Genomic DNA, 22,910 nt, shown 5'->3' on the forward strand with positions numbered 1-22,910 from the left:
CGGCGACAGGTCCGGCGAAGGAGGTGACATGGAGGTCCTGACCCTCCTGGGCAGGTGGGCGGCGCAGCAGGGTGCGGGATGGCTGCTGCGTCACCGGTGGCGGCTCGCCGCGCTGCTCGGGCTCCTCGGCGTCGGTGCGGTGCTGGTCGGCGCCGGGATCAGCGCGAGCGTCTCGGGCGGCGGCTCGGACCAGCAGGCCCGGGCGGCCTGCCGCACCCTGGGCTACGACGTCACCAGCGCCTCCGGGGCGGCCGGGGGCGGGTACGTGCCGACAGCGGTCGGCGACCTGCCGGAGATCCCCGAGGGCGGCCTCGTCGACGGCTTCGGCCCGGGGCAGACCGAGCAGATCGCCGTCGCGCAGGCGATCGTCGCCGCGGGCACGGCGGCGGGCGTGGGGACGCGGGGGATGGTGGTCGCGGTCGCGACGGCGCTGCAGGAGTCCGGGCTGCGCGAGCTCGACTTCGGGGACCGGGACTCGCTCGGGCCCTTCCAGCAGCGTCCGTCGCAGGGCTGGGGGACACCCGAGCAGGTGAGGTCGGCCGACTTCTCCGCGCGGGCGTTCTTCGGTGGTCCCGGGTCCCCGCACTTCGACCCCGGCACCGGCAGGGCCAGCCCCGGCGGCCTGATCGAGGTGCCCGGGTGGGAGCAGCTGCCGGTCACCGTCGCCGCGCAGAAGGTGCAGCGGTCGGCGTTCCCCAACGCCTACGCCAAGCACGAGCCGCGGGCCGTCCGGATCGTCGCGGCGCTCGCCGGCGCCCAGCCGGTGCCCGTGGCCGCGACGGTCGAGCCCACCGCCCCGGCGCTCCCGCCGGCCGCGGCGCCGGCGCCCACGCCCGCAGCGCCGACGCCCCCGCCGACGCCGACGCCCGCGCCCGCAGCGCCCACGCCCACGCCGCCCGGCGCGGCGACGTCGTCGGCCGCACCGGTCCTCTCGCCCGCGGACGGTGACGCGTCGATCGTGACGGCGGAGGAGTTCCGCGCCAGCGGGTTCGACATCGACGGGTTCTGCGCGGCGAACGTCGGCGTGCCCGCCGGCGTCTTCGCCGACGGGTCGCCGATCCCCGCCGGCGCCTGGACCTCCCCGCTCGCCAGCTCGATCAGCTCGGAGTTCGGGATGCGCCTGCACCCGGTGACCGGCGTGTGGAAGCTGCACGCGGGCACCGACTTCCAGGCGGCGACCGGCACGCCGCTGCGGGCGGCGTCGGACGGGGTCGTGTCCACGGTGACGTGGCACGCCACCGGGGGCCTGATGGTGGTCGTCGAGCACGCCGGTGGCATCCAGACGTGGTACCTGCACCTGTCCCAGGCGCTCGTCGCGCCGGGTGACCCGGTGACCGGCGGCCAGGTGATCGCGCTGTCGGGAGGCACCGGCGTCGGGACCGGGCCGCACTTCCACCTCGAGACGCACGTCGGCGGCGCCCCGGTCGACCCGGTCGCGTTCATGCTCGAGCGGGGCGTCGACCTGCGCGGCGGGCTCCCGTGAGCGAGCCGTGGGAGGCCGAGGTGTTCGCGGTCCCCGACGTCGCCTGGCAGGCGCACGTCCCGCCTGCGCGGCACCCCGTCCCGGCCCGGTACGTGCCCGAGCTGCTCGTCGGCGACGAGGTGACCATCGGCGTCCCCGGGCACTACTTCCTCGACGGGCAGGTGGTCGCCCAGGCGGGACGGCAGACCAGGCCGCAGCCCGACGGCTCGGACGAGCAGGACTCGCTCGCCGTGGCGGCGCCGTACGCCTTCTGGCTCGCCCGGGCGTTCCCGGACGTCCGCATGATCGTGCAGTGGTGGCCGGTGGCGCGGACGTGGGTCTACCGCGACGCGGTCCAGCCCGGTGGGCACCCGGGGCACGAGGCGTCCACGGGCGACCTCGGCGGCGGGTCGTGGCTCGACCACGTCCGCCCGACCCTGCACGAGCCGCCCGTCCGCCGCCCGCGCGCCGCCCGCGACGCGGGCTCGCTGACCGGGCGCACCCTGCGCCTCCAGCACGAGCCCGGTGGCTGGTCCTGGTGGGTCGCCGTCAGCGAGCCGCTGGACCGCGGCGGGGACTTCGTCGTGCAGGTCATGCACCCCACCCACTACTGGCTGGCCCAGGCCGCCTTCGAGCGACCGGAGAGGGCACGCGCCGTCCCGCTGCACCGGCTGTTCGTCTACGAGTGAGCGGCGGCTCGGACGTCGGAGCCCGGCTCCGCCCGCCCCCTCGCCGGTCCCGCCGTGCGGACACGCCCTGTGCCAGCATCGCCGGGACGGGCGCTGCCTGGTGCCCGGCGGAAGGGGACAGACCATGAGCAACCACGTCTACCGCCTGAGCGAGATCGTCGGGAGCAGCGAGGTCAGCGTCGACGACGCCATCCGCACCGCGGTGCGCAAGGCGTCCGAGACCGTGCGGAACATCGAGTGGTTCGAGACCACGTCGGTCCGCGGGCACGTCGTGGACGGCGAGGTCGCCCACCTGCAGGTGACGCTCAAGATCGGCTTCCGGGTGGAGTGACCGCCGGCGACGGCCGGCACGCGGGCGGCACCCGGCGGACCCCGGGCGGCACGGTGGCGTGCCGCTCGACTGCCGGCTGCCGCTCGCGCGCCTCGTCGCGCGTCATGCCCGCGGCTCGGTGGCGTCCTCATGGACGGGTGCCCGGCGAGGGACCCGTGCCGCCGACCGGCTGACCCGTGCGCCGTGACGACACGGTCCGCCGACAGACCAGTGGAGGACCACCATGATCCGCATCGACGAGATCGACACCCTGCTCACCTCGGGTGGCGCCGTCGTCGGCCCCGACGGCGAACGGATCGGGACGGTGAAGCAGGTGTTCCTCGACGAGCGCACCGGCACCCCGGAGTGGGCGACGGTGGCCACCGGCCTGTTCGGGACCAGCGAGACCTTCGTCCCGCTCGGCGGCGGCACCGTGCGCGGCGACCACGTCGTCGTCCCGTACGACCGGTCCGCCGTCAAGGACGCGCCCCGCACCAACAGTGCGGAGGGGCACCTGTCCGAGGCGGAGGAGGCGCTGCTGTACCGGCACTACGGACTGGACCACCACTCCCACCACGCCGGGGCGCGGGCCCTCGGCGACGCCCCGGGCGCCACCACCGGCTCCGCCGAGCGGTCGCCCGCGGGGACGGTGCGCTCCGGATCCGGCACCGCCTACCTGCGCAAGTACGTCGCGCCGGGGAACCGGCGGTGAACGTCGGGTGTGCCGTGGGGCATACCCCTTGTGCCGGTGGTGCGGGACGCGGTGGACTGGACGCACCCCGGCGGCTCTCGACCCGAGAAGGTCCTCATGGTCCCGTCACTGCAGACCGAGCGCACCGTCCTCCGTTCCTCCGGGGCGACCGTCGTGGTCGAGTACCCCGACCCCGACCACGCCCGCTTGACGATCGAGTCCGAGCGGTTCGGCGACGGTGCCCGGGAGGCGGCGCGACTGGTGTGCGAGGCGGTCCACCAGGTGCGTGAGCGCCGCGTCCACCACGTCGACACGGCTCTGGAGGCCGCGGCCCCCGCGTCCGGCATGGTGCTCGAGGCCCTGCGGACGACGTCGGTCGGCGACCCCGACGGGATGGACCTGCGACGCGCGGGGGCGTCCGTCATGGTCCACCTCGACGTCTGAGCCGACCGACCCCGCGGGTCGCCCGACCTCCTCAGTCACCGAGCCGGTCGGCGATGGCCGGGAGCCACAGCTCGACCGCGAAGAAGTAGGTGCCGACCAGGAGGAAGCCGGTCGCGGCCAGGAGCACTCCGGTGGCCACGCGCCGCGAGACGGCGGACCCCGTCGGCCGGCGCCCGCGAACGAAGGCCTCCACGACCAGCAGGTTCGGTACGTAGAAGAAGAAGCACATCACGCGGTCGAACGCCCCCCGGAAGTCCTCGGTGTGCCCCGCCTCGCCGAAGAGCAGCAACCAGAACCCGTAGTCCATGCGGTAGAGCCAGGAGCCGACCGCAAGGGCGAACAAGCGCAGCGCCCAGGCCCGGTGGGGGGCCACCCGGCGGGCCCTCGCATGCCGGTAGGCCTGCACGGCGCAGACGACCATGAGGACCCCGTAGAGGCCGAAGCCGACGTCCATCACGGTTCCGCCGACCGTGCCCTTGGCGACGATGAAACCCAGACCGCCGAGACCGGCGAGCAGCGACGCCCCGACGTAGACCCGGCCCAGGGAGCGGTGGACGACCGGGTAGCGGCTGCGGAGGGAGCCGATCAGCTGGACGCCGCCGAGGAGCAGGATGACCCCGCCGGCGAAGAAGTGGAGACCGATGGCAGCGGTCGCTGCAGGGGTGTCCCGCTCGTACAGCCGAGGCAGCACCGCGTTCCACGCGGGCAGGTCCCGGTCGCCGATCGCGCCCGCGTAGTGGGCGAGGATGTACACGCCGAACAGGCCGATGCTGACCCAGACGGTCAGGACGAGAGCGAGGGCCGCCCGGCGCAGGGCGACGAGCCCTGGGAGCCCGCCATCTCGCTGCGGACGCTCGACCGTTCCCCTGAGCGCATCCACGTCAACCCTCGTCAGTCGGCAGGACGCGACGAGTGTAGTGCGGCTCGTCGCGCGGATGCGGCTGCGGACCAGACGTCCGGGACGCCTGGTCCAGCGGCTCGGTCACTCCGCCGGCGACCAGCCTCTCCGCGCCGGAGGAATCCGCCGGGGACCGAGCACCGCGTCACTGTCGCGCGTCGTGTCGCGAGTCGATGGGTAGTGATTGACTTTCGATAGATACTGCGCGAGAGTCGACGCCCCGTCCCGCTGTCGCAGGAGCGCCGATGATCGAGGTCCGTGGACTGACGAAGAGGTACGGCAACGCGCTCGCGGTCGACGACCTGTCGTTCGCCGTCGAGCCCGGCAAGGTGACCGGCTTCCTCGGCCCGAACGGCGCCGGCAAGTCGACGACGATGCGGCTCGTGCTGGGTCTGGACCGGCCGACGTCGGGGGAGGCGCTCGTGGACGGGCAGCCCTTCGCCTCCCTCCGGGATCCGCTGCGGCGGGTGGGCGCCCTGCTGGACGCCGGCCTCGTGCACCCGGGGCGCTCCGGGCGGGCGCACCTGCAGGTGGCGGCGCGGACCGCCGGGCTGCCGCGGCGTCGCGTGGACGAGGTGATCGACCTGGCCGGCCTGGGCGGCGCCGCGGGACGCCGGGTCAAGGGCTACTCGCTCGGCATGCGCCAACGCCTGGGCATCGCCGCCGCGCTCCTCGGCAACCCGAGCGTGCTGATCTTCGACGAGCCGATCAACGGGCTGGACCTGGACGGCGTCCGCTGGCTCCGCGGCCTGCTGCGCCAGCTCGCGGACGAGGGCCGGACCGTTCTGCTCTCCAGCCACCTCCTGGCGGAGATGCAGCAGACGGCGGACCGCCTGGTGGTGATCGGACGGGGCCGACTGATCGCCGACGCGACCACGGACGAGGTGCTGCAGGGCATGGGCGGTCCGCGGGCGAGGCTCCGGACGCCGGAGCCGGACCGGATGCTGGCCGAGCTGACCCGGCGGGGGCTCACCGCCCGCGCCCACGGGGACGAGATCGAGGTGGAGGGCGCGTCGGCGGAGCAGGTGAGCGTCGTGGCGCACGAGGTCGGGGTCCCTCTGCACCACCTCAGCGACGGCACGCACGACCTCGAGCAGGCCTACCTCGAGCTGACCGAGCGCCATGTGGACCACCGGAGCGGGCCGCAGCCGTCTGCTCCGACCACCCCGAAGGAGGAGCGGTGACCACTGAGTCCGTCCAGGCGGTGCCGCGGCTCGCGGCGGACGACGTCCCGGTGGGGTCCGTGTCGACCCGCACCCTCGCTGCCGAGTGGGCGCGGCTGTGGACCGTCCGGTCCACGTGGTGGTTCCTCGCCGCGGCCGCCGTCGCGACGATCGGGCTCGGCCTGGTCGCCGGCTCGAGCGCCGACCCGGCCGAGTCGCAGGGGGACGCCGCCTGGGCGGTGTCGGCGATCTCGGCGATGCCCGCCCAGTTCGCCCTGCTCGCCCTCGCGGTCACCGCCGTGGCCGCGGACTACGCGACCGGCGGCATCGTGCTGACGCTGCAGTGGACCCCGCGCCGGGGTGTGCTCTTCGCCGCTCGCACGATCGTGGTCGTGGTGACCACCACCGTGGTCGCCGTCGTGCTGGGGTTCCTCTCGGCGCTCGCGGGCTACCTGGCGGCGTCGCCCACGCTGCGGCTGCCGGTCGGCGAGGGCGTCGACACCCTCGGCACCGTCGCCTTCGTCCTCGCGGCGAGCTCCGCGCTCGCGGTGGGACTCGGCTTCCTGCTGCGCAGCGTCGCCGCCGCGCTCGTCACCGTCTTCCTGCTGATCCTCGTGCTCCCGCTGTTCCTGCTGGCCGCCGGGCAGCCGTGGATGGTCGACGTCGCCTCGTTCCTGCCCGGCTCCGGGACGGCCTTCCTCCTGCTCGGCGGCGGCCCGCCCGGCATGTCGACGGAGGCAGCCTTCGCGGTGCTGGGCGCATGGGGAGTCGGCGGGCTGGCCGCCGGCTGGGTGCGGCTCGCCCGCGACGACGCGGCGCGCTGAGTGCTCTCGACATCCGTGAGCGTCGCCTCGGGGAGGTCGCCGCACTCGCCGTCGACGTGACGGTCCTGTCGGCGCTCTCTGGAGGGGCGCCCGGTCGCCGGGTGCGACCCGGTGCACCGTCACGCCTCCGCCGCACGGAGCGCGCCGGGGCTCGCGACCACACCGGCGGCTCCGGTGGACGCGCGGCTCAGGAACGCGGCCATCGCTTCGCGGGAGACCGGCTCGGCGGGTCCGAAGGAGCCGTCGGGTCGCCCGCGGGAGATCTCCGATTCGTACAGCCACGAGATCTCGGTGAAGAACGGGTGGTCCGGCGCCACGTCGGCGAAGGGGCTCTCGGCGTCGGGCACGTAGCCGCTCTCGGCCGCCTCGGCGAACCGGTGGAGGAACGCCGCCATCGCCTCGCGCGAGACGGCGTCCCCGGGCCCGAACGTGTGGTCGGCGCGGCCCCTGGTGATGCCGGCCTCGGCGAGCCAGGAGATCTCGCGGAAGAAGGGGTGCGTCACCGGCACGTCGGGGAACTCCGCGGTGGCCGGCGGGACGTAGTCGCCGACGTCACCCCCGGCGTAGCGGAACAGGAACGCCGCCATCGCCTCACGGCTGACCGGCGCCGACGACCCGAAGGTGCCGTCCGCGCGACCCCGGGTGATCCCGGCCTGCGCGAGCCAGAAGATCTCGTCGTAGAAGGGGTGCGTCCAGGGGACGGTCGGGAACAGCACGGTGGGGGCGCCCGTGGGAGGGCGCACCCGGACCGTCGACGCAGGCTCCGCGGTGCCGTCGGCGCGCACCGACTGGACGCCGAGCTCCACGGGGTAGCCGCCGGCCAGGATCGGCAGCGAGACGCTGCGGGCCGTTGCCGGCACGAAGCGCACGGGGCGGCCGGCGACGCTCACCAGGAAGTAGGCGACGTCGTCCATGCCGGTCACCTCCCAGCCCAGCTCGACCGGCGAGGTGACGTCGGTCTCCGGCTCGGGCGAGGTGATCGCCACCGGACCCGGCGTCACGTCCCAGTGCCCGCTGGAGGAGGGCGACGGTCCCACGTCGTTGACGGCTTCCACCGTCACCTCGTGCTCCACGCCGTTCGTGAGGCCGTCGACGACCACCGACGTCGAGCCGGCCGGTGCCGTCACCCGGGCCACCTCCTCGGGTGGCCAGGTGCTGCCGCTGACGCGCACGACGACGCTGTAGCCGGTGACCGGCGGCACGACCGCCACCGGCTCCCAGAAGACGCGGATGCCGTGATCGACCGGCTGCGGCCGCGGCAGCATGACCGGCGTCGTGGGCGCCTCGCCGACGAGGAGCGCCGCGGCCGGGCTCGTCGACGTGTGGCCCGCTGCGTCGAGCGCCCGGACGGCGACGGTGTGCGCGCCGATGGTGGCCGTGATCGACGTGCCGACCACGGAGCGACCGACGACGGCGACCTCGCGTCCGTCGAGCAGCACGGCGTAGGAGACGACGCCGACCTGGTCCGACGAGGGCTGCCATCTCACGTCGATGCCCTGGCCGACCCAGCCCCCGGCCGGGGACGTGAGGACCGGCGCGCTCGGCGGCACGACGTCGACGCCGTCGGGGACGACGGTGACCTGCCTGGTGCCGCGGATGTCCTGCGTGCTCACCGTCCAGCCCGGCAGACGGAGCACGGCGTCGGCGTCGAGCGACCACGTCCGGTCCTCCAACTCGGGCGGCTCGGCCGGCCGCCGGCGAGCGGGAGGATGCGCTGGCTCGTCGGCACGCCGTCGACCAGGACGCGGCGCACGACCTCGACGTCGTCGTGGAGGTCGGGGTAGGGGCCGATGCCCACGAAGGTGCGGTCCTGCACGAAGAAGTCGCCGCCCGCCGCCATCGGCAGGCGCACGGCCCGCGTGCCCTCGCCGCGCGGCCACTCGGCCAGGTCCACGGTCGTCACCGAGGTCGCCGACGCGTCGACGACCTCGCCCCACCCGAAGCCGTACGTCAGCGCCGCGTTGAGGTCGAACGCGGGCTCGCCCATCCAGCGCTCGAGCGGCCCGCTCATCACGTCGGGACGGTCCTTGCCGTCGAGCACCGTGCAGTCGTCGGAGAACGGCACCGGACCGTCCGGGCCGGTGCACGCCAGCTGGCTCGCGTGGCCGAGGCCCAGGTTGTGCCCGAACTCGTGGGCCCACGTGGAGGCACCGGACGCGCCGTTGACCCAGATCTCCGAGCCGCCCGCGGTCGAGGTGCTGTCCCAGCCGCAGTCGGCCCGCCGCGGGAAGGTGAACACCACGTGCGTGCGCGGGTCCGCCGCCGCCTTCACGCCGTGCGCGGCGAGCGCGACGCTCGCGAGGGTGCCGGGGTCGCACGTGCCGGGGTCGGTGACGGCGACCGAGTCGCGCACCCTGACGGTCGTCGTCAGCGCCCCTGCCGACTGCGCGCTCCAGAAGCTGGCGACCGTGTCGCCGAGCGAGGTGAGCTCGGCGGTGGTGGTGGGCGGTGCGGTCCAGTGGACCGGGAGCACGGTCAGGGTGTGCCCGCCGTTCGGGCTGGGTTTCGCCGGTGCGCTGGTGGTGGTGCCCGTGGCGGTGGCCCCGGCCGGGCCCGCCGCCAGGCCGCTCGCGACGGCGAGGGTGACGAGGCCGATCGGCGCGGACGCGCGCCGCGCGAGGAGGCGGTGGGGGGGAGGTCACGTAAAGGGATCGGCGGGCGCCGCCGTGGGTTGAGCGGCCGGTCAGTCGGCCGGAGCGAGGGCACCGTCGGATTCCAGGTACAGCTCGCCCGTGGACGGGCACCGCCACCGTCCGGGTCCGTCCGGTCGAAGACGTTCTCCCGAGCGCCCCACCCAGGCGACCCGCCGCGCGGGGACCCCGACCACGAGGGCGAAGTCCGGCACGTCCCGGGTCACGACGGCGCCGGCGGCCACGAGTGCCCAGCGTCCGACGACCACGGGCGCGACGCACACGGCGCGGGCGCCGACCGACGCACCCGTGCGGACCGTCACGCCGACGGCATGCCAGTCCTCGCCGGACTTGAGCGAGCCGTCGAGGTTCACCGCGCGGGGAAGGACGTCGTTGGTGAAGACCACCGCCGGACCGACGAAGGCGCCGTCCTCGAGCACCGCCGGCTCGTACAGCAGGGCATGGTTCTGCACCTTGCAGCGGTCGCCGAGCCGGACGCCCGGGCCGAGGTAGGCACCGCGGCCGATGGTGCACTCGGCGCCGACGACGGCGCCCTCGCGGACCTGTGCCAGGTGCCAGACGCGGGTCGCCGGGCCGAGGACCGCCCGGTCGTCGACGTCCGCCGAGGGTTCGACGAGCGCGGGTCGCAGCGGCACGGGGTCGGGGTCGCGGTCCTGTGTGCTCATGGGTCCTTCCCGGGGACGGCAGGGGTGCTCGGCGATGACGCGCACCCTATGGGCCGCACGGCGTCGCCCGCCTACCTGCCTTCACCCCCGCAGGGGGCGAATTACCGCGCTTTTCGGTGACGTGTGCCTCGTGCCGTCGCAAGACTTCCGGTCGAGCAGACGGGAGATCTGAATGGAGCCGCTGAGGGTGGCAGTCATCGGGGCCGGCTACTGGGGCCCGAACCTCGCAAGGAATTTCCGGAGCTGCCCGGACTGGGACCTGGTCGCCGTGTGCGACCTGGATGCCGACCGTGCGCGGCGGGTCGTCGGGCCGCGCAGCACGGTCGACATCATGACCTCGACGCAGGAGCTGCTCGCCCGTGACGACGTGGACGCCGTCGCCGTCGCGACCCCCGCGCGGACGCACGCGGCGCTCGGGCTGGCGGCGCTCGAGGCGGGCAAGCACGTGCTCGTCGAGAAGCCCCTGGCCGACCACGGCGCCGCTGCACGGCGGCTGGTGACCCGCGCGGCCGAGCTGGGCCGCGTCCTGATGGTCGACCACACCTTCTGCTACACACCGCCGGTGCTGAAGATCCGGGAGCTGATCGCGGACGGCTCCCTCGGCGACATCCACTTCGTCGACTCCGTGCGGATCAACCTCGGCCTCGTCCAGCCGGACGTCGACGTCTTCTGGGACCTCGCGCCGCACGACCTGTCCATCCTGGACTTCATCCTCCCCGGCGGCCTGGTGCCCACCGGCGTGGCTGCCCAGGGCGCCGACCCGCTCGGGGCCGGGCGGGCGTGCGTCGGCTACCTCACGCTCCCGCTCGCGGACGGAGCCATCGCGCACGTGCACGTCAACTGGCTGAGCCCGACGAAGATCCGGCAGATGGTGATCGGCGGCAGCAAGCGCACGGTGGTCTGGGACGACCTGGCACCGCAGCAGCGACTGACCGTGTACGACCGCGGCGTCGACCTCGGCGACACCCTGCCGGACCGCACGACGGCTCGCGTGTCGTACCGGCTCGGCGATGCCTGGGCGCCCGCGATGCCGGAGCGCGAGGCGCTCGGCGTCATGGTCGCCGAGTTCGCCGCGGCGATCCACCAGGGGCGTGCCCCGCTGACGGACGGACGGGCCGGCCTCCGCGTCCTGGACGTGCTGGAGTCCACCTCGCTGAGCCTCGCCGACGGCGGACGGATGGTCGGGGCCGTCGGGCACGAGGTCCTCAAGGCACGCCAGCCTGTCGGGTCGGGAGCGACGGCGTGACGGCGCTCACGGGGGCCCACGTCCTGGTGACCGGGGGAGCGGGGACTATCGGCTCGACCGTCGTCGACCAGGTGCTCGACGCCGGCGCGTCGCGCGTCGTCGTCCTCGACAACCTGGTGCGCGGGCGGAGGGCGAACCTGGCGGACGCGATGGGCACGGGCCGGGTGGAGCTGGTCGAGGGCGACATCCGGGACCGGGACACCGTGCACGACCTCGTGCGCCAGTCCGACGTCGTCTTCCACCAGGCGGCGATCCGGATCACCCAGTGCGCGGAGGAGCCGCGGCTCGCCCTCGAGGTGCTCGTCGACGGCACGTTCACCGTGCTGGAGGCGGCGGCGCAGCACCGGGTGGCCAAGCTCGTCATGGCGTCGAGCGCGTCCGTGTACGGGATGGCCGAGCACTTCCCGACCACCGAGCAGCACCACCACCACCACAACGACACGTTCTACGGCGCGGCGAAGTCCTTCAACGAGGGGATGGCCCGCAGCTTCCGGGCGATGTACGGCCTGGACCACGTCATGCTGCGCTACTTCAACGTCTACGGGCCGCGCATGGACGTGCACGGCCTGTACACCGAGGTGCTGGTCCGGTGGATGGAGCGCATCGCCGACGGCCTCCCGCCGCTGATCTTCGGCGACGGCCGGCAGACCATGGACTTCGTCTTCACGCGCGACGTGGCACGGGCCAACGTGCTCGCCGCGACGTCCGACGTCGTCGAGGGCGTCTACAACGTCGCCAGCGGGACGGAGACGAGCCTGCTCGGTCTGGCCCGGGCGCTGCTGCGGGCGATGGACTCCGACCTCGAGGTCGAGCACGGGCCCGAGCGCGCCGTCAACGGCGTCGTGCGGCGACTGGCGGACACCAGGGCGGCCCGGGCCGACCTGGGCTTCACCGCGCAGGTCGGGCTGGAGGAGGGCCTCCGCGAGCTGGTGAGCTGGTGGCGGCCGCAGCGCGAGGAGATCGCGGCCGGCCGCGTGGACGTGACGCGGGCGGTGCCCGCGTGAGCCGGATCAACGTGATGCAGCCGTGGCTGGGCCCGGAGGAGGTGGCCGCCGTCACGGAGGTCATCGAGTCCGGGTGGGTCGCGCAGGGCCCGCGCGTCGCCGCCTTCGAGGCCGCCTTCGCGCGCTCCCAGGCCGCCGAGCACGCCGTCGCGGTGTCGTCCTGCACGACGGCGCTGCACCTGGCGCTGGTCGTCGCCGGGGTGGGTCCCGGTGACGACGTCGTCGTCCCGTCGTTCTCGTTCGTCGCCACGACGAACGCCGTGGCGTACGTCGGCGCACGGCCGGTCTTCGCCGACGTCGACCTGGTCACCGGCAACGTGACGGCGGCGACCGTCGAGGCGGTGCTCACCCCGCGGACGCGCGCCGTCGTGGCGGTGGACCAGGGCGGCGTGCCGCTGGACCTGGACGACCTGCGCGCCCTGACCGACCCGCGCGGGATCGTGGTCGTCGAGGATGCCGCGTGCGGCGCCGGCTCCACCTACCGCGGCCGGCCGGTCGGCGCGGGCGCGGACATCGCCGCGTGGTCGTTCCACCCGCGCAAGATCCTCACCACCGGCGAGGGCGGGATGGTGACGACCTCCCGCGAGGCCTGGGCCGTGCGCGCCCGGCGGCTGCGGGAGCACGCGATGAGCGTCTCCGCCGCCGACCGCCACGCCACCGTGCTGGCGCCTGCGGAGGAGTACCTCGAGGTCGGGTTCAACTACCGGATGACCGACCTGCAGGCCGCCGTGGGGATCGTGCAGCTGGGGCGCCTGCCCGAGGTCGTGGCCCGGCGCCGCCAGCTCGCCGAGGTCTACGCCAAGCAGCTGTCCGACGTCCCCGGCCTGCGCGCGGTCGCCGACCCGCCGTGGGGGACCGGGAACTTCCAGTCCTACTGGGTCGAGGTCACCGAGGGGTTCCCGCTGAGCCGTGACGGTCTGCTGGAGCACCTCGCCCACGCCGACATCTCGGCGCGCCGCGGCATCATGGCCACGCACCGGCAGCCCGCGTACCGGGGCGGCGACCACGGATCGGTGCCGCTGCCGGTCACCGAGCGGCTGACGGACCGCACGCTGATCCTGCCGCTGTTCCACCAGATGTCCGAGTCGGAGCAGGCACGCGTCGTGGACGCGCTGCGCTCGGCGGGCCGATGACGGCGTGCGGCGCGTCCGCTCCGCGCCCCCTGGTCCTCGTCGGCGCGAGCGGCCTGGCCCGCGAGGTGCTCGCGGTCGTGCGGCGGCACGGCCCGCACGGGGTGGTCGGCGTGGTCGACGACGCACCGGCCACGCACGGTGGTGACGTCGACGGCGTCCCCGTCCTGGGCGGCCTCGACGCGCTGGAGTCGTGGCCGGACGCGGGCGTGGTCGTGTGCGTGGGGCGCGGCGCCGACCGGGCGGCCCTCGTCGACCGCCTGGAGCGGCGGGGCGTGACGGGACGGCGCTACGCGACGGTGCTCCACCCCTCCGTGGAGGTCCCCCCGGGCTGCACGGTGGACGCCGGCTCGGTGCTCCTGGCCGGGGTGGTCCTCACCAGCGACGTGTCCGTCGGACGCCACGTCGTCGTGATGCCGAACGTCACCCTGACCCACGACGACCGTGTCCGGGACTTCGCGACGCTCGCCGCCGGCGTCAGCCTGGGGGGCGGCGTCGAGGTCGGACCCCGCGCGTACCTCGGCATGAACGCCTCCGTGCGCGAGCGCGTCCGCGTGGGCGCCGACGCCACCCTCGGGATGGGCGCGGCCCTCCTGACCGACCTGCCGGACGGCGAGACGTGGGCCGGCGTCCCGGCCCGCCCGCTCGGCCGGGCCCACGCCGCGGCAGCAGCCGCCCACGAGAGAACGGTGCACCCATGAACATCCCCCTGGTCGATCTCGCCGCCCAGCAGGTGGAGGTGGACGACGAGGTCCGGGCGGGCCTGCAGGAGGTCTTCGCCACGACCGCTTTCGTCGGCGGCCCGGCCGTCCAGCGGTTCGAGGCCGCCTACGCCGCAGCGCTCGGCGTCCAGCACTGCGTCGGCGTCGCGAACGGCACGGACGCCCTGGAGCTCGCGCTCCGGGCGGCCGGCGTCCGCCCGGGTGACGAGGTCGTGCTGCCCGCCAACACGTTCATCGCCACCGCCGAGGCGGCGTCCCGCATCGGCGCGGTGCCCGTGCCGGTGGACGTCGATCCCCGGTACCTGCTCATGGATCCCGACGCGGTCCGCGCCGCGGTCGGCCCGCGGACGGGGGCCCTCGTCCCCGTGCACCTGTTCGGCCAGGTCGCGCCGGTGGAGGAGCTGCTCAAGATCGCTGCGGACGCGGGGGTGCCGCTCGTGGAGGACGCGGCCCAGTCGCAGGGCGCGCGCCGGCACGGCCGACCCGCCGGCAGCTTCGGGCTCGCGGCGGGCACCAGCTTCTACCCCGGCAAGAACCTCGGGGCGGCGGGGGACGCCGGAGCGGTGACCACCGACGACGCGGACGTCGCCCGCACCGTCCGGGTGCTCGCCGCCCACGGGAGCGCACGCAGGTACGAGCACGAGCTGGTGGGGATGAACTCCCGGCTCGACACGGTGCAGGCCGTGGTGCTCGAGGCGAAGCTGCGCCGCCTGGCCGGCTGGAACGAGCGCCGCCGGGAGGCCGCGGCTCGGTACGGCGAGCTCCTCGCCGGGGTCGAGGGCGTCCGGGTGCCGACCAGCGCCGAGGGCAACGAGGACGTGTGGCACCTCTACGTCGTCCAGGTCGAGGAGCGCGACCGCGTGCTCGCCGCTCTGCACGCCGCCGGGATCGGCGCCGGGATCCACTACCCGACGCCGGTGCACCTGACGGGCGCCTACGCCCACCTCGGGCTGGGTCGGGGGGCCTTCCCGGTCGCCGAGGCCGCGTCGGGCCGCATCCTGTCCCTGCCGCTGCACCCGCACCTCACGGTGGAGCAGCAGGAGACGGTGGTCCGCACCGTGGCCGAGGCGCTCCGGTGACGTCCTTGTGGAGCGGCGGCACAGGGCGACACGGCCGGCGGGCCGCAGCATGAGACTCCTCGTGTACCCCGGCGTGATGGAGGTCGGAGGCAGCCAGATCAACGCCGTCGAGCTCGCCCACCAAGCCGCCGTCGCGGGCCACGAGGTCGTGCTGTTCGGTCCGGGCGGCGATCTGTGCACCATGGTCGCCGACCTCGGTCTGGAGTACATCAGGTCCCCCCAGGAGTTCCGCTGGCCGTCGCGGGCCAACATGGCGGCGCTCGAGCGGCTGGTGGTCGCGCGAGGCATCGACGTGGTGCACGGCTACGAGTGGGGACCGTCGCTCGACCTGGCGTTCGGACCGCACCGGACTCTCGGCACGCCCATGGTCACCACCGTGCTGTCCATGGACGTCCCCGACCACATCCCGCGCCACGAGCCTCTCGTGGTGGGCACGCGGCGGCTGTACGAGGAGCAGCAGGCGCGACGGGGTCGCGTGCACCTCATCGAGCCGCCGATCGACCTCGTCCGCAATGCCCCGGGAGGCGGAGGTACGGACCCGCGGACGTCGTTCGGCCTCGTGCGGAGCGACGTCGTCGTCGCCGTGGTGTGCCGGCTGTCGAGCGACCTCGGCAAGGTCGACGGCGTGCTGGATGCCATCGACACCGTCGGGCGGCTTGCGTCGACCTCGCCGGTCCGGCTGCTCGTGGTCGGCACAGGGCCGGCAGCGGCTCAGGTCCGGGATCGTGCCGCCGCCGTCAATGGCGCCGCCGGGAGGCCGATCGTCGTCGTGACCGGTCAGCTGCTCGATCCGCGCAGCGCCTACGACGCCGCCGACGTCGTGCTCGGGATGGGGAGCTCCGCGCTGAAGGGCATGGCGTTCGGGAAGCCGTTGGTCGTCCAGGGAGAGCACGGCGGGTGGGAGCCCCTGACCACCACCACGGTCGATGGCTTCCTCCACCACGGATGGCTCGGTACGGGCCCCGGTTACGGCCGAGATCTGGAGTCGGTACTGCGTGACCTGCTCGACGACCCCGCGGAGCGCGCCCGCTTGGGATTGCTCGGGCGACAGACGGTTCTCGACAGGTACAGCCTCGCGGCAGCCGCCCGGACCCAGGCCGGCGTCTACGAGGATGCGGTCGCGCACCGGCCGACGAAGGCAGCGACAGCCCGCGCGCTGCGCCGCTGCGCCGTCGACGTCGCGAAGTTCAAGCTCGCCCTCGCTCGGTCGCGCATCCCTGCCGCGGGTCGAGTCACGGGTGGGGACGCGTGGGGGGAGCGGTCCGCGGCATGACCGACATGGGACTGAGCGGCAGCGTCCGGCGGGGGCTGGCCTGGGGCAGCGCCGGGAACATCGTGCTCCGCTTCGGCAACGTGCTCATCGGCATCGTGCTCGCCCGGCTGCTCGCCCCGGAGGACTTCGGGGTCTTCGCCATCGCACTCGCCGTGCAGGGCGTCCTCGTGACGTTCGTCGATCTCGGCCTGAGTACGTACCTCGTGCGGGCGGCGCAGCCGGGCAGGCTCGAGCCGACGGTGGCGACCCTGAGCGTGGCCTCGGGTGTCCTGCTGGCCGTCAGCATGGCGGTGACCGCCGTCCCAGTGGCGCAGGCGCTCGGGAGCGAGCGCGCGGCACCGCTGATCGCCCTCCTCGCCGGCACGCTGGTGATCTCCGCAGCGGGCGTCGTCCCGTACGCACGCATGCAGCGCGAGTTCCAGCAGCGCGAGATCTTCGCGACCGGCGCGATCGACCTCGGGGTCGGGACCGTCGTGACCCTCGTGCTCGTCCTCGCCGGCTGGGGTCCGATGGCTCTGGCGGTATCCCGGCTGGTGGCTCAGCCGTGCGCCACCGGCGCCCAGTTCCTGCTGTCGCGCACGAGGCCGAGGTTCGGGTTCGACGCGGGTGTGGCCGGCGACGCCGTCGCATGCGGGCTGCCGCTCGCAGGTGCCAATCTGCTGTCGATGGGTCTTCTCGCGGTGGACAAGGTCGTCCTGTCACGGGGGGCCGGCGAGGTGGCGCTGGGGTACTACGTGCTCGCCTTCAACGTCGCGAGCTGGCCTCTGACCGTCATCGGTCAGACCATCCGACCTGTCGCTCTCGCGGCGTTCGCCCGCCTTCAGGACCCCGAGCCGAATACGGTGACCACGGCGGACGACCCGGAGCGCGCCCCTGGCGAGGGGGCCGGTGACGGGGGGCTCGCGTTCGCCGTCCGGCTGGCATGGGCAGCAGCGGTTCCCGTCGCTTGCCTGCTTGCTGTGCTGAGCGCTCCAGTGGTGGTGCTGCTGTACGGCGACAGGTGGCGGCCCGCAGCGGGTGCGCTCGCTGCCTTGGCGGCGTTCGGCGCGCTTCGCGTGGTCTTCGACCTCATGGCCACCTACCTGATCGCACGCGGTTCCAGCCGCCCGGTGCTGTGGATCCAGGTGGCGTGGATCCTGGCCCTGGTCCCGGCCGTGCTTCTGGGAGTTTGGGCTGGGGGGGCCACCGGCGCGGGATGGGCCCAGGTGGCCGTGGCCGTCCTCGTGGTGCTGCCGTGCTACCTGCTGGCCGTCCGACGTCGTGGAGCGCGGGTGTCCGAGCTGCTGAGCGTCTTGTTGATGCCAGTGGTAGCTGCGGTGCCGACAGCGGTCGCGGCGGCCGTGGTGTCCAAGGTCGTCCACGGTCCTCTGCCGACGCTCGTCGTCGGCGTGCTGGTCGGCGCAGGGGTCTATGCCCTCCTCGCCGGGCGCCCCGTGCTGCGTGCGCTGCGGTCGACCGCCACCGGACCGGCCGTGACGGGCACTGCGCCCACGAGCGGAGCGACGACGGTGACTGTGCCATGACGACCAGCCAAACCTCACTGGTGCGCACGGTACGGGTGGTCCCTCGGGCGACGTCCACGCCCCGGGCCACGGTGTCGGTCGTGATCCCGTGTCACAACTACGCCCGTTACCTTCCGGAGGCGGTCACGAGCGCGCTCGACCAGCAGGACGTCGTCGTCGAGGTCATCGTGGTGGACGACGCCTCGACGGACGACTCCCTCGCGGTCGCCCGCCGCCTCGCGGGTGCCGACCCGCGCGTCTCGGTCGTCGCGCACGCCGTCAACCGGGGTCCCGTGGGGACCTTCAACGACGGGCTGGCCAGGGCCTCGGGGGAGTTCCTCGTCCGCCTCGACGCGGACGACCTGCTCACGCCGGGCTCGCTCGCGCGCTCGGTCGCGGTCGCCCGGACCTTCCCGTCCGTGGGCCTGGTCTACGGCCATCCGCTGCACTTCTCCGACACACGCCCGACGGCCCGGCTCCGGCCGCGTCGCTGGACCGTGTGGCCGGGCCGGCAGTGGCTGTGGGACCGGTGCCTCGACGGCTACAACGTCATCACCTCGCCCGAGGTGCTCATGCGGATGTCCGTCGTCGCCGAGGTGGGCGGCCAGCGTCCGCTGGCGCACACGCACGACATGGAGATGTGGCTGCGCGTCGCCGCGTTCTCCGACGTCGCCCATGTGGGCGGGTGCGACCAGGCATGGCACCGCGACCACCCCGCGAGCCTGTCGGCACGCGTCGTCGACGACGCCACCGACTTCGGCGAGCGCGTCGCCGCCTTCGACGAGCTGGCCGCCGGGGTCGCGGCACAGCTGCCGGAGATGGCGCAGATGCGCGCCGCCGCGCAGCAGGCGCTGGTGCGGCAGGCGCTGCGCGCGTGCCGGTACGAGGTCGCACGCGGCAACCGTGACCCGGTCCGGGTGCGACGCCTCATGGCCCAGGCGCTCGAGCTGGACCCGCACCTGGCCACCACGGCGGCGTGGGGGACCCTGGCGGCCGCGCTCGACGGGCGTCCCGACCCGGCCCGGCGGGCCGCAGGGCTGCTGACCGCGGCGGCCATCCGGGCGGACGACGTCGGGCGCGGGTTCCGATGGAGCCGTACCGGCACCTACACGCGGGAGCGGCGTCGGCCGCGGCCACCCGTGGACACCGCGACCACCCTGCCGGACCGGCAGCCCACGACGACGCGCAGGAGGTGGAGGGACCGATGAGCTCCTCGACGGCACACCACTCGGCACCCCACAGGGCCGTCGCCATCGGCCGGCGCGTTCGCGCCATGGGTCCGTACGAGACGGCGCAGCGGGTCGCGGCCCGGCTGTACCACCGGACCGGCGCGGCCTCGCTCGACTTCCCGCTCCTGCCCCAGGACGTCGCGGACTCCGGCGAGCTCCGCCTCGCGCAGACGGCGGCCGCGCCCCCACCCGGCCGGCCGCTGACGATCGGGTGGCTCACCGTGCCCCCCGGCCCGCGCTCCGGGGGGCACACCACGATGTTCCGCATGGTGCAGGCGCTGGAGGAGGCCGGTCACCGCTGCGTGCTCTACCTCTACGACCGGCACGGCGGCGACGTCCGGCACCGGGCGGACGTCATCCGGCAGGGGTGGCCGCAGATCCACGCGGACGTGCGTGACGTCGCCGACGGGATCAGCGGTGTCGACGCCTGCATCGCCACGTCGTGGCAGTCGGCGCACGTGCTGGCCCGGCGCGGCACCGCGCCGATGCGCCGGCTGTACTTCGTGCAGGACTTCGAGCCGTTCTTCTACCCGCGCGGCTCCCAGTACGCCCTCGCCGAGGACTCCTACCGGTTCGGGTTCCGGCTGGTCGCGCTCGGCGAGATGGTCGCCGAGCACCTGCGTGGTGTCGTCGACGTCGACGTCGACGTGGTCCCGTTCGGGTGCGACACCGACGTCTACCGGCCTCTGGGCACCGAGGAGCGGCACGGCGTCGTGCTCTACGCCAAGCCCGACGTCGGCCGCCGCGGCTACGACCTCGCCCGGCTCGCGCTGGAGCGGTTCCACCGACGCCACCCGGACCAGCCGATCCACGTGTACGGCGACCGGGTGAGGGACCTCTCCGTCCCGGTCATCCATCACGGGGGGCTGACCCCGGCCGAGCTCAACGCGCTCTACAACCGCACCGTCGCCGGACTGGCGATGTCCTTCACGAACATCTCGCTGGTGGCGGAGGAGATGCTCGCGGCCGGGACGGTGCCCGTGGTCAACGACTCGCCGGACGCCCGTGCGGACCTGCCGAACCCGTACGCGCTGTGGGCGGTCCCGACGCCGGGCGCGGTGGCCGACGCCCTGTCCACGGCCGTACGGCACCCGGAGCCGGTGGCGCACGCGGCGCAGGTCGCGGCCAGCGTCCGGGGTCGGTCGTGGCGCGGCGCCCAGGACGAGCTCGTCCGGCTCGTCGAGGGGCACGTGCACGGGGTCGGCGCCTCGCAGCCGGGCCGGCAGGTCGCGCGATGAGCGCCCCCGGCCGCACGCACCGGACCATGTCGGTGCTGACACCCAGCTACCGGCCGGACCACGAGCTGTGCGTGGACCTCAACCGCTCCGTCATGCGGTTCGCGCCGGACGACGTCGGCCACACCGTCGTCGTCCCGGCCGCGGACCGACGGCTGTTCGGCGGGCTGGCGAATGCGCGCACGACCGTGCGTGACGTCCGCGACGTGATGCCGCGGCAGCTGCGGGCCGTTCCGGGGCTCAACACGTGGGTCAACGTCCGGGCGCCGTTCCCGCCGGTGCGCGGCTGGATCGCCCAGCAGGTCGTCAAGCTCGCCGCCGTCGCGGACGCCGGGGAGGACCTGGTGCTGATCGCCGACTCGGATCTCGCCTTCGTCCGACCGTTCACCGCAGCGACCTTCACCGCGGACGGCGCTGTGCCGCTGTACCGCCGCAGCGGCGCCGTGACGCCTCATCTGCCGAGGCACATGAGGTGGCACGCCGTGGCCCGTCGTCTGCTGGGCCTGCCACCGAGCACGGACGAGGTGCGGGCCGACTACGTCTGCTGGCCGTGCGTCTGGGAGCCGGCCGTCGTCAGGCGGATGCTCGAGCGGATCGAGCGGGTGACCGGCACGCCCTGGGCGACCGCCGTGGGACGGGAGCTGCACTTCTCGGAGATGATGCTGTACGGCGTCTACGTCGACGAGATCGAGTCCCGGTCCCGGCCGGTCCCGCACACGACGGACATGCGGTGCCCCAGCTACTCCGACGAGATCCCGCTCGACGACGAGGGCCTCGCCGCGTTCCTGTCCGGCGTCCGCGAGGAGGACGTCGCGGTGATGGTGTCGGCCAGGTCCGGCACGTCGCTCCGGTCCCGCCGCCAGGCGCTGTCGTCGGTCGCCGCGGAGGCTCGCGCTCCTGAGTGACGGCGCCGTCGCACGGCGGTGACCTCCGGTCCTGGCCGTCGCGCGGCTGGCAGGCTCCCGCGCCGCTCCTCGGCCCGCATCCCGGCACCGCCGGCCCGTGCCGTGCGCGGGTACCTCGGGGAGCGGCCGGGCGCCACCGAACCTACGATGGCCGCGCACCGGTGGACCGGGTACCCCCGGGAACGTCACGGGTGCGCTGGACAGCGCAGGGGGAGAGCGGGACCGCACCGCCGATCCGTCGCGTGCCGCGGGACGGCTCGTGCCGGACGGCCGAGCGGTCGCGAGGTCCGCCCACGTCCGCCGACGTGCGCTGTGCCGGGCTCGACGGCCGGAGGAGCGTGACCGTGGCACGACGCAGGCGCAGGGGCATGAGCACGAGCACGAGCACGACGGTGGCCCTGGCGGTCGCGCTGGTGCTCGGCACGGCGAGCGGCGTCGCCGCGACGCCCGGTGCCACGACCGGTCCGCCCGGCACGTCGGCGGCACACCCGGGGCGAGGCTGGGTACCGACGTGGCCGCGACCGGTGGTGGTCTCTCCGGTCACGGGTGACCGGGCCGCCGACGGACAGCTCGACCTCCCGCGCGTCCCCTGGGAGGGCGGGCCCGCCTACTACGCCCGCTTCGCCGGGCTGAACGAGCGTTGGCAGGACCCCGCGTTCTTCCCGGTCATGTACTGGGGGGCCTACGTCAACGAGACGGACAAGGCGTGGAACAACGCCGCCAAGGGCATCAACGTCTACGGCGAGGTGTACGCACCCGTACCGGGCTGGGACGAGAACGCCCGTGCTGCCGGCATCGACCAGATCGGTCACGTGCTCCCGGACGAGGCCGACATGTGGGCCGGCTACGGCCACGCGCGGTGGACCGGCAGGTGGGGGTTCCAGGACGGCATCTGCGAGGCACCGGGCGTCGGCTGCTCCCCGGACCTGTTCCGACAGCTGGAGGCCGAGCGTCCCGCCGACGGTCTGATGCGCTACTACAACGGCGGCAAGGGCATGATGATGTGGATGCCGCCGGAGGTGGCCGCGACGTTCGTGGACGGCGAGTCGTGGCCGGTGGGGGTGGCGACCACGTCGCTGTACTTCTACTCCGACTGGAACCTGCACGGCGGTGACCCCGCCTGGCCCGGCGAGGCGACGACGTTCCTCGGCGTGCCGAGGGACCAGGTACGCCGGGCCGCGAACTACGGCGAGGCGGCGATGACCCGCCTGCGCGAGCTCGACGCCCGCGACGGGGAGCGCACGCCGCTCGGGGTGCTGGTCGAGCTCGGGCAGCAGTCCGGCTCCGTCCCGGGGGACTTCGGGCACGCGTCCATGACCCCGGAGCAGATCGAGGGAGCCGTGTGGTCCTCCCTGATCCACGAGGCACGACTCGTCGGGTACTTCTCCCACGCCTTCGGGACCCAGCCGACGTCCGACGCGCTCAACCACCCAGCGGGCGACCCCCACTACGACGCCGTCAAGGCGAAGGTCACCCAGGTCAACGCGCGCGTGGCCGCGCTCGCCCCGGTGCTCAACACCCAGTCCTACGAGTGGGACTTCGGGCCGGGCGTGTCGACGATGCTGAAGGTCCATGCCGGGTCCGCCTACGTCTTCGCCCAGCAGGCCCGGGCCGCGCACACGTCGGGGACGTACTCGTTCACCCTGCCCCCCGGGGTGACGGGGACGACGGTCGAGGTCGTCGGCGAGCGTCGGACGCTGCCCGTGGTGGGCGGCCGGTTCTCCGACACCTTCGCCGCCGAGCACTCGACCCACATCTACCGGGTGCACCTGTGACCTGAGCCGGCCG

Annotated in this window: 22 protein-coding genes; 18 read left to right on the top strand and 4 right to left on the bottom strand. The window is 74.3% G+C overall.

Annotated features, from left to right (window positions below):
* Positions 1 to 28: 28 nt before the first annotated feature.
* The 5 genes from CAE01nite_RS05205 to CAE01nite_RS05225 all read left to right on the top strand — a co-directional run bounded on the left by CAE01nite_RS05205 (position 29) and on the right by CAE01nite_RS05225 (position 3,596).
* Entirely contained in the window at positions 29 to 1,483 is a 1,455-nt protein-coding gene (locus tag CAE01nite_RS05205; protein WP_146900976.1) for a M23 family metallopeptidase, read from the top strand.
* On the top strand, positions 1,480 to 2,151 hold the full coding sequence (locus CAE01nite_RS05210; RefSeq protein WP_146900979.1) for a hypothetical protein: 672 nt from the start codon (positions 1,480 to 1,482) through the stop codon (positions 2,149 to 2,151). Before CAE01nite_RS05205 ends, CAE01nite_RS05210 begins: the two co-directional genes overlap by 4 nt.
* A gap of 124 nt (positions 2,152 to 2,275) precedes the next feature.
* Positions 2,276 to 2,482 (top strand): dodecin, encoded by a 207-nt coding sequence (locus CAE01nite_RS05215; protein ID WP_146900982.1) that lies wholly within the window; start codon positions 2,276 to 2,278, stop codon positions 2,480 to 2,482.
* A gap of 223 nt (positions 2,483 to 2,705) precedes the next feature.
* Positions 2,706 to 3,173 carry a PRC-barrel domain-containing protein gene (locus tag CAE01nite_RS05220; RefSeq protein ID WP_146900984.1) on the top strand — a complete coding sequence of 156 codons (468 nt, stop codon included), beginning with the start codon at positions 2,706 to 2,708 and terminating at the stop codon, positions 3,171 to 3,173.
* Between the two features lie 96 nt (positions 3,174 to 3,269).
* Entirely contained in the window at positions 3,270 to 3,596 is a 327-nt protein-coding gene (locus tag CAE01nite_RS05225) for a hypothetical protein (protein WP_146900988.1), read from the top strand.
* Positions 3,597 to 3,627: 31 nt separating this feature from the next.
* Here CAE01nite_RS05225 and CAE01nite_RS05230 read toward each other — a convergent pair whose 3' ends face one another.
* Positions 3,628 to 4,476: a DUF2306 domain-containing protein gene (locus CAE01nite_RS05230; RefSeq protein WP_146900991.1), complete on the bottom strand. Its 849-nt coding sequence runs from the start codon at positions 4,474 to 4,476 to the stop codon at positions 3,628 to 3,630.
* Positions 4,477 to 4,739: 263 nt separating this feature from the next.
* Here CAE01nite_RS05230 and CAE01nite_RS05235 point away from each other — a divergent pair, with 263 nt between their 5' ends.
* Complete coding sequence (locus CAE01nite_RS05235) at positions 4,740 to 5,678, top strand: ABC transporter ATP-binding protein (RefSeq protein WP_146900994.1); 939 nt, start codon at positions 4,740 to 4,742, stop codon at positions 5,676 to 5,678.
* On the top strand, positions 5,675 to 6,481 hold the full coding sequence (locus tag CAE01nite_RS05240) for a hypothetical protein (RefSeq protein WP_146900997.1): 807 nt from the start codon (positions 5,675 to 5,677) through the stop codon (positions 6,479 to 6,481). The genes CAE01nite_RS05235 and CAE01nite_RS05240 overlap by 4 nt, the downstream gene beginning before the upstream one ends.
* A 119-nt stretch (positions 6,482 to 6,600) precedes the next feature.
* Here CAE01nite_RS05240 and CAE01nite_RS05245 read toward each other — a convergent pair whose 3' ends face one another.
* The 3 genes from CAE01nite_RS05245 to CAE01nite_RS05255 all read right to left on the bottom strand — a co-directional run bounded on the left by CAE01nite_RS05245 (position 6,601) and on the right by CAE01nite_RS05255 (position 9,797).
* Positions 6,601 to 8,118, bottom strand: a complete 1,518-nt coding sequence (locus tag CAE01nite_RS05245; RefSeq protein ID WP_146901000.1) for an S-layer homology domain-containing protein — start codon at positions 8,116 to 8,118, stop codon at positions 6,601 to 6,603.
* The gene (locus tag CAE01nite_RS05250) at positions 8,091 to 8,954 is read right to left on the bottom strand and encodes a zinc metalloprotease (protein ID WP_186816429.1); all 864 of its coding nucleotides are present in this window, start codon (positions 8,952 to 8,954) and stop codon (positions 8,091 to 8,093) included. The genes CAE01nite_RS05245 and CAE01nite_RS05250 overlap by 28 nt, the downstream gene beginning before the upstream one ends.
* Before the next feature lie 210 nt (positions 8,955 to 9,164).
* A complete protein-coding gene (locus CAE01nite_RS05255) occupies positions 9,165 to 9,797 on the bottom strand; it encodes an acyltransferase (protein ID WP_146901005.1) in 633 nt (210 codons plus the stop codon).
* A 172-nt stretch (positions 9,798 to 9,969) separates the two neighbouring features.
* On the opposite strand from CAE01nite_RS05255, the gene CAE01nite_RS05260 reads away from it, so the two are divergent.
* The 11 genes from CAE01nite_RS05260 to CAE01nite_RS05310 all read left to right on the top strand — a co-directional run bounded on the left by CAE01nite_RS05260 (position 9,970) and on the right by CAE01nite_RS05310 (position 22,897).
* On the top strand, positions 9,970 to 11,043 hold the full coding sequence (locus CAE01nite_RS05260; protein ID WP_146901008.1) for a Gfo/Idh/MocA family protein: 1,074 nt from the start codon (positions 9,970 to 9,972) through the stop codon (positions 11,041 to 11,043).
* Positions 11,040 to 12,047, top strand: a complete 1,008-nt coding sequence (locus CAE01nite_RS05265; RefSeq protein WP_146901011.1) for an SDR family NAD(P)-dependent oxidoreductase — start codon at positions 11,040 to 11,042, stop codon at positions 12,045 to 12,047. Before CAE01nite_RS05260 ends, CAE01nite_RS05265 begins: the two co-directional genes overlap by 4 nt.
* Positions 12,048 to 12,061: 14 nt before the next feature.
* On the top strand, positions 12,062 to 13,180 hold the full coding sequence (locus tag CAE01nite_RS05270) for a DegT/DnrJ/EryC1/StrS family aminotransferase (protein WP_146901155.1): 1,119 nt from the start codon (positions 12,062 to 12,064) through the stop codon (positions 13,178 to 13,180).
* Positions 13,177 to 13,878, top strand: a complete 702-nt coding sequence (locus CAE01nite_RS05275) for an acetyltransferase (protein ID WP_146901014.1) — start codon at positions 13,177 to 13,179, stop codon at positions 13,876 to 13,878. The genes CAE01nite_RS05270 and CAE01nite_RS05275 overlap by 4 nt, the downstream gene beginning before the upstream one ends.
* Entirely contained in the window at positions 13,875 to 14,978 is a 1,104-nt protein-coding gene (locus tag CAE01nite_RS05280) for a DegT/DnrJ/EryC1/StrS family aminotransferase (RefSeq protein ID WP_146901017.1), read from the top strand. Before CAE01nite_RS05275 ends, CAE01nite_RS05280 begins: the two co-directional genes overlap by 4 nt.
* Before the next feature lie 49 nt (positions 14,979 to 15,027).
* Complete coding sequence (locus CAE01nite_RS05285) at positions 15,028 to 16,251, top strand: glycosyltransferase family 4 protein (protein ID WP_146901020.1); 1,224 nt, start codon at positions 15,028 to 15,030, stop codon at positions 16,249 to 16,251.
* Complete coding sequence (locus CAE01nite_RS18715) at positions 16,248 to 17,774, top strand: oligosaccharide flippase family protein (RefSeq protein WP_146901023.1); 1,527 nt, start codon at positions 16,248 to 16,250, stop codon at positions 17,772 to 17,774. Before CAE01nite_RS05285 ends, CAE01nite_RS18715 begins: the two co-directional genes overlap by 4 nt.
* Complete coding sequence (locus CAE01nite_RS18720; RefSeq protein WP_146901026.1) at positions 17,771 to 18,961, top strand: glycosyltransferase family 2 protein; 1,191 nt, start codon at positions 17,771 to 17,773, stop codon at positions 18,959 to 18,961. The genes CAE01nite_RS18715 and CAE01nite_RS18720 overlap by 4 nt, the downstream gene beginning before the upstream one ends.
* Positions 18,962 to 19,026: 65 nt before the next feature.
* The gene (locus CAE01nite_RS05300) at positions 19,027 to 20,220 is read left to right on the top strand and encodes a rhamnosyltransferase WsaF family glycosyltransferase (protein ID WP_246131020.1); all 1,194 of its coding nucleotides are present in this window, start codon (positions 19,027 to 19,029) and stop codon (positions 20,218 to 20,220) included.
* Positions 20,217 to 21,122 (top strand): DUF6492 family protein, encoded by a 906-nt coding sequence (locus tag CAE01nite_RS05305; protein WP_146901032.1) that lies wholly within the window; start codon positions 20,217 to 20,219, stop codon positions 21,120 to 21,122. Before CAE01nite_RS05300 ends, CAE01nite_RS05305 begins: the two co-directional genes overlap by 4 nt.
* A gap of 368 nt (positions 21,123 to 21,490) precedes the next feature.
* Positions 21,491 to 22,897: a hypothetical protein gene (locus tag CAE01nite_RS05310; RefSeq protein WP_146901035.1), complete on the top strand. Its 1,407-nt coding sequence runs from the start codon at positions 21,491 to 21,493 to the stop codon at positions 22,895 to 22,897.
* Positions 22,898 to 22,910 lie beyond the last annotated feature (13 nt).

It is taken from the genome of Cellulomonas aerilata, from assembly GCF_007991755.1.
Lineage (GTDB): Bacteria > Actinomycetota > Actinomycetes > Actinomycetales > Cellulomonadaceae > Pengzhenrongella > Pengzhenrongella aerilata.

What these genes read in the sequence shown, in the direction of transcription:
- CAE01nite_RS05205 (WP_146900976.1), top strand. Translation starts at nt 29, where the DNA reads ATGGAGGTCCTGACCCTCCTGGGCAGGTGGGCGGCGCAGCAGGGTGCG.
- CAE01nite_RS05215 (WP_146900982.1), top strand. Translation starts at nt 2,276, where the DNA reads ATGAGCAACCACGTCTACCGCCTGAGCGAGATCGTCGGGAGCAGCGAG.
- CAE01nite_RS05220 (WP_146900984.1), top strand. Translation starts at nt 2,706, where the DNA reads ATGATCCGCATCGACGAGATCGACACCCTGCTCACCTCGGGTGGCGCC.
- CAE01nite_RS05225 (WP_146900988.1), top strand. Translation starts at nt 3,270, where the DNA reads ATGGTCCCGTCACTGCAGACCGAGCGCACCGTCCTCCGTTCCTCCGGG.
- CAE01nite_RS05235 (WP_146900994.1), top strand. Translation starts at nt 4,740, where the DNA reads ATGATCGAGGTCCGTGGACTGACGAAGAGGTACGGCAACGCGCTCGCG.
- CAE01nite_RS05255 (WP_146901005.1), bottom strand. Translation starts at nt 9,797, where the DNA reads ATGAGCACACAGGACCGCGACCCCGACCCCGTGCCGCTGCGACCCGCG.
- CAE01nite_RS05260 (WP_146901008.1), top strand. Translation starts at nt 9,970, where the DNA reads ATGGAGCCGCTGAGGGTGGCAGTCATCGGGGCCGGCTACTGGGGCCCG.
- CAE01nite_RS05270 (WP_146901155.1), top strand. Translation starts at nt 12,062, where the DNA reads ATGCAGCCGTGGCTGGGCCCGGAGGAGGTGGCCGCCGTCACGGAGGTC.
- CAE01nite_RS05275 (WP_146901014.1), top strand. Translation starts at nt 13,177, where the DNA reads ATGACGGCGTGCGGCGCGTCCGCTCCGCGCCCCCTGGTCCTCGTCGGC.
- CAE01nite_RS05280 (WP_146901017.1), top strand. Translation starts at nt 13,875, where the DNA reads ATGAACATCCCCCTGGTCGATCTCGCCGCCCAGCAGGTGGAGGTGGAC.
- CAE01nite_RS05285 (WP_146901020.1), top strand. Translation starts at nt 15,028, where the DNA reads ATGAGACTCCTCGTGTACCCCGGCGTGATGGAGGTCGGAGGCAGCCAG.
- CAE01nite_RS18715 (WP_146901023.1), top strand. Translation starts at nt 16,248, where the DNA reads ATGACCGACATGGGACTGAGCGGCAGCGTCCGGCGGGGGCTGGCCTGG.
- CAE01nite_RS18720 (WP_146901026.1), top strand. Translation starts at nt 17,771, where the DNA reads ATGACGACCAGCCAAACCTCACTGGTGCGCACGGTACGGGTGGTCCCT.
- CAE01nite_RS05300 (WP_246131020.1), top strand. Translation starts at nt 19,027, where the DNA reads ATGGGTCCGTACGAGACGGCGCAGCGGGTCGCGGCCCGGCTGTACCAC.
- CAE01nite_RS05305 (WP_146901032.1), top strand. Translation starts at nt 20,217, where the DNA reads ATGAGCGCCCCCGGCCGCACGCACCGGACCATGTCGGTGCTGACACCC.
- CAE01nite_RS05310 (WP_146901035.1), top strand. Translation starts at nt 21,491, where the DNA reads ATGAGCACGAGCACGAGCACGACGGTGGCCCTGGCGGTCGCGCTGGTG.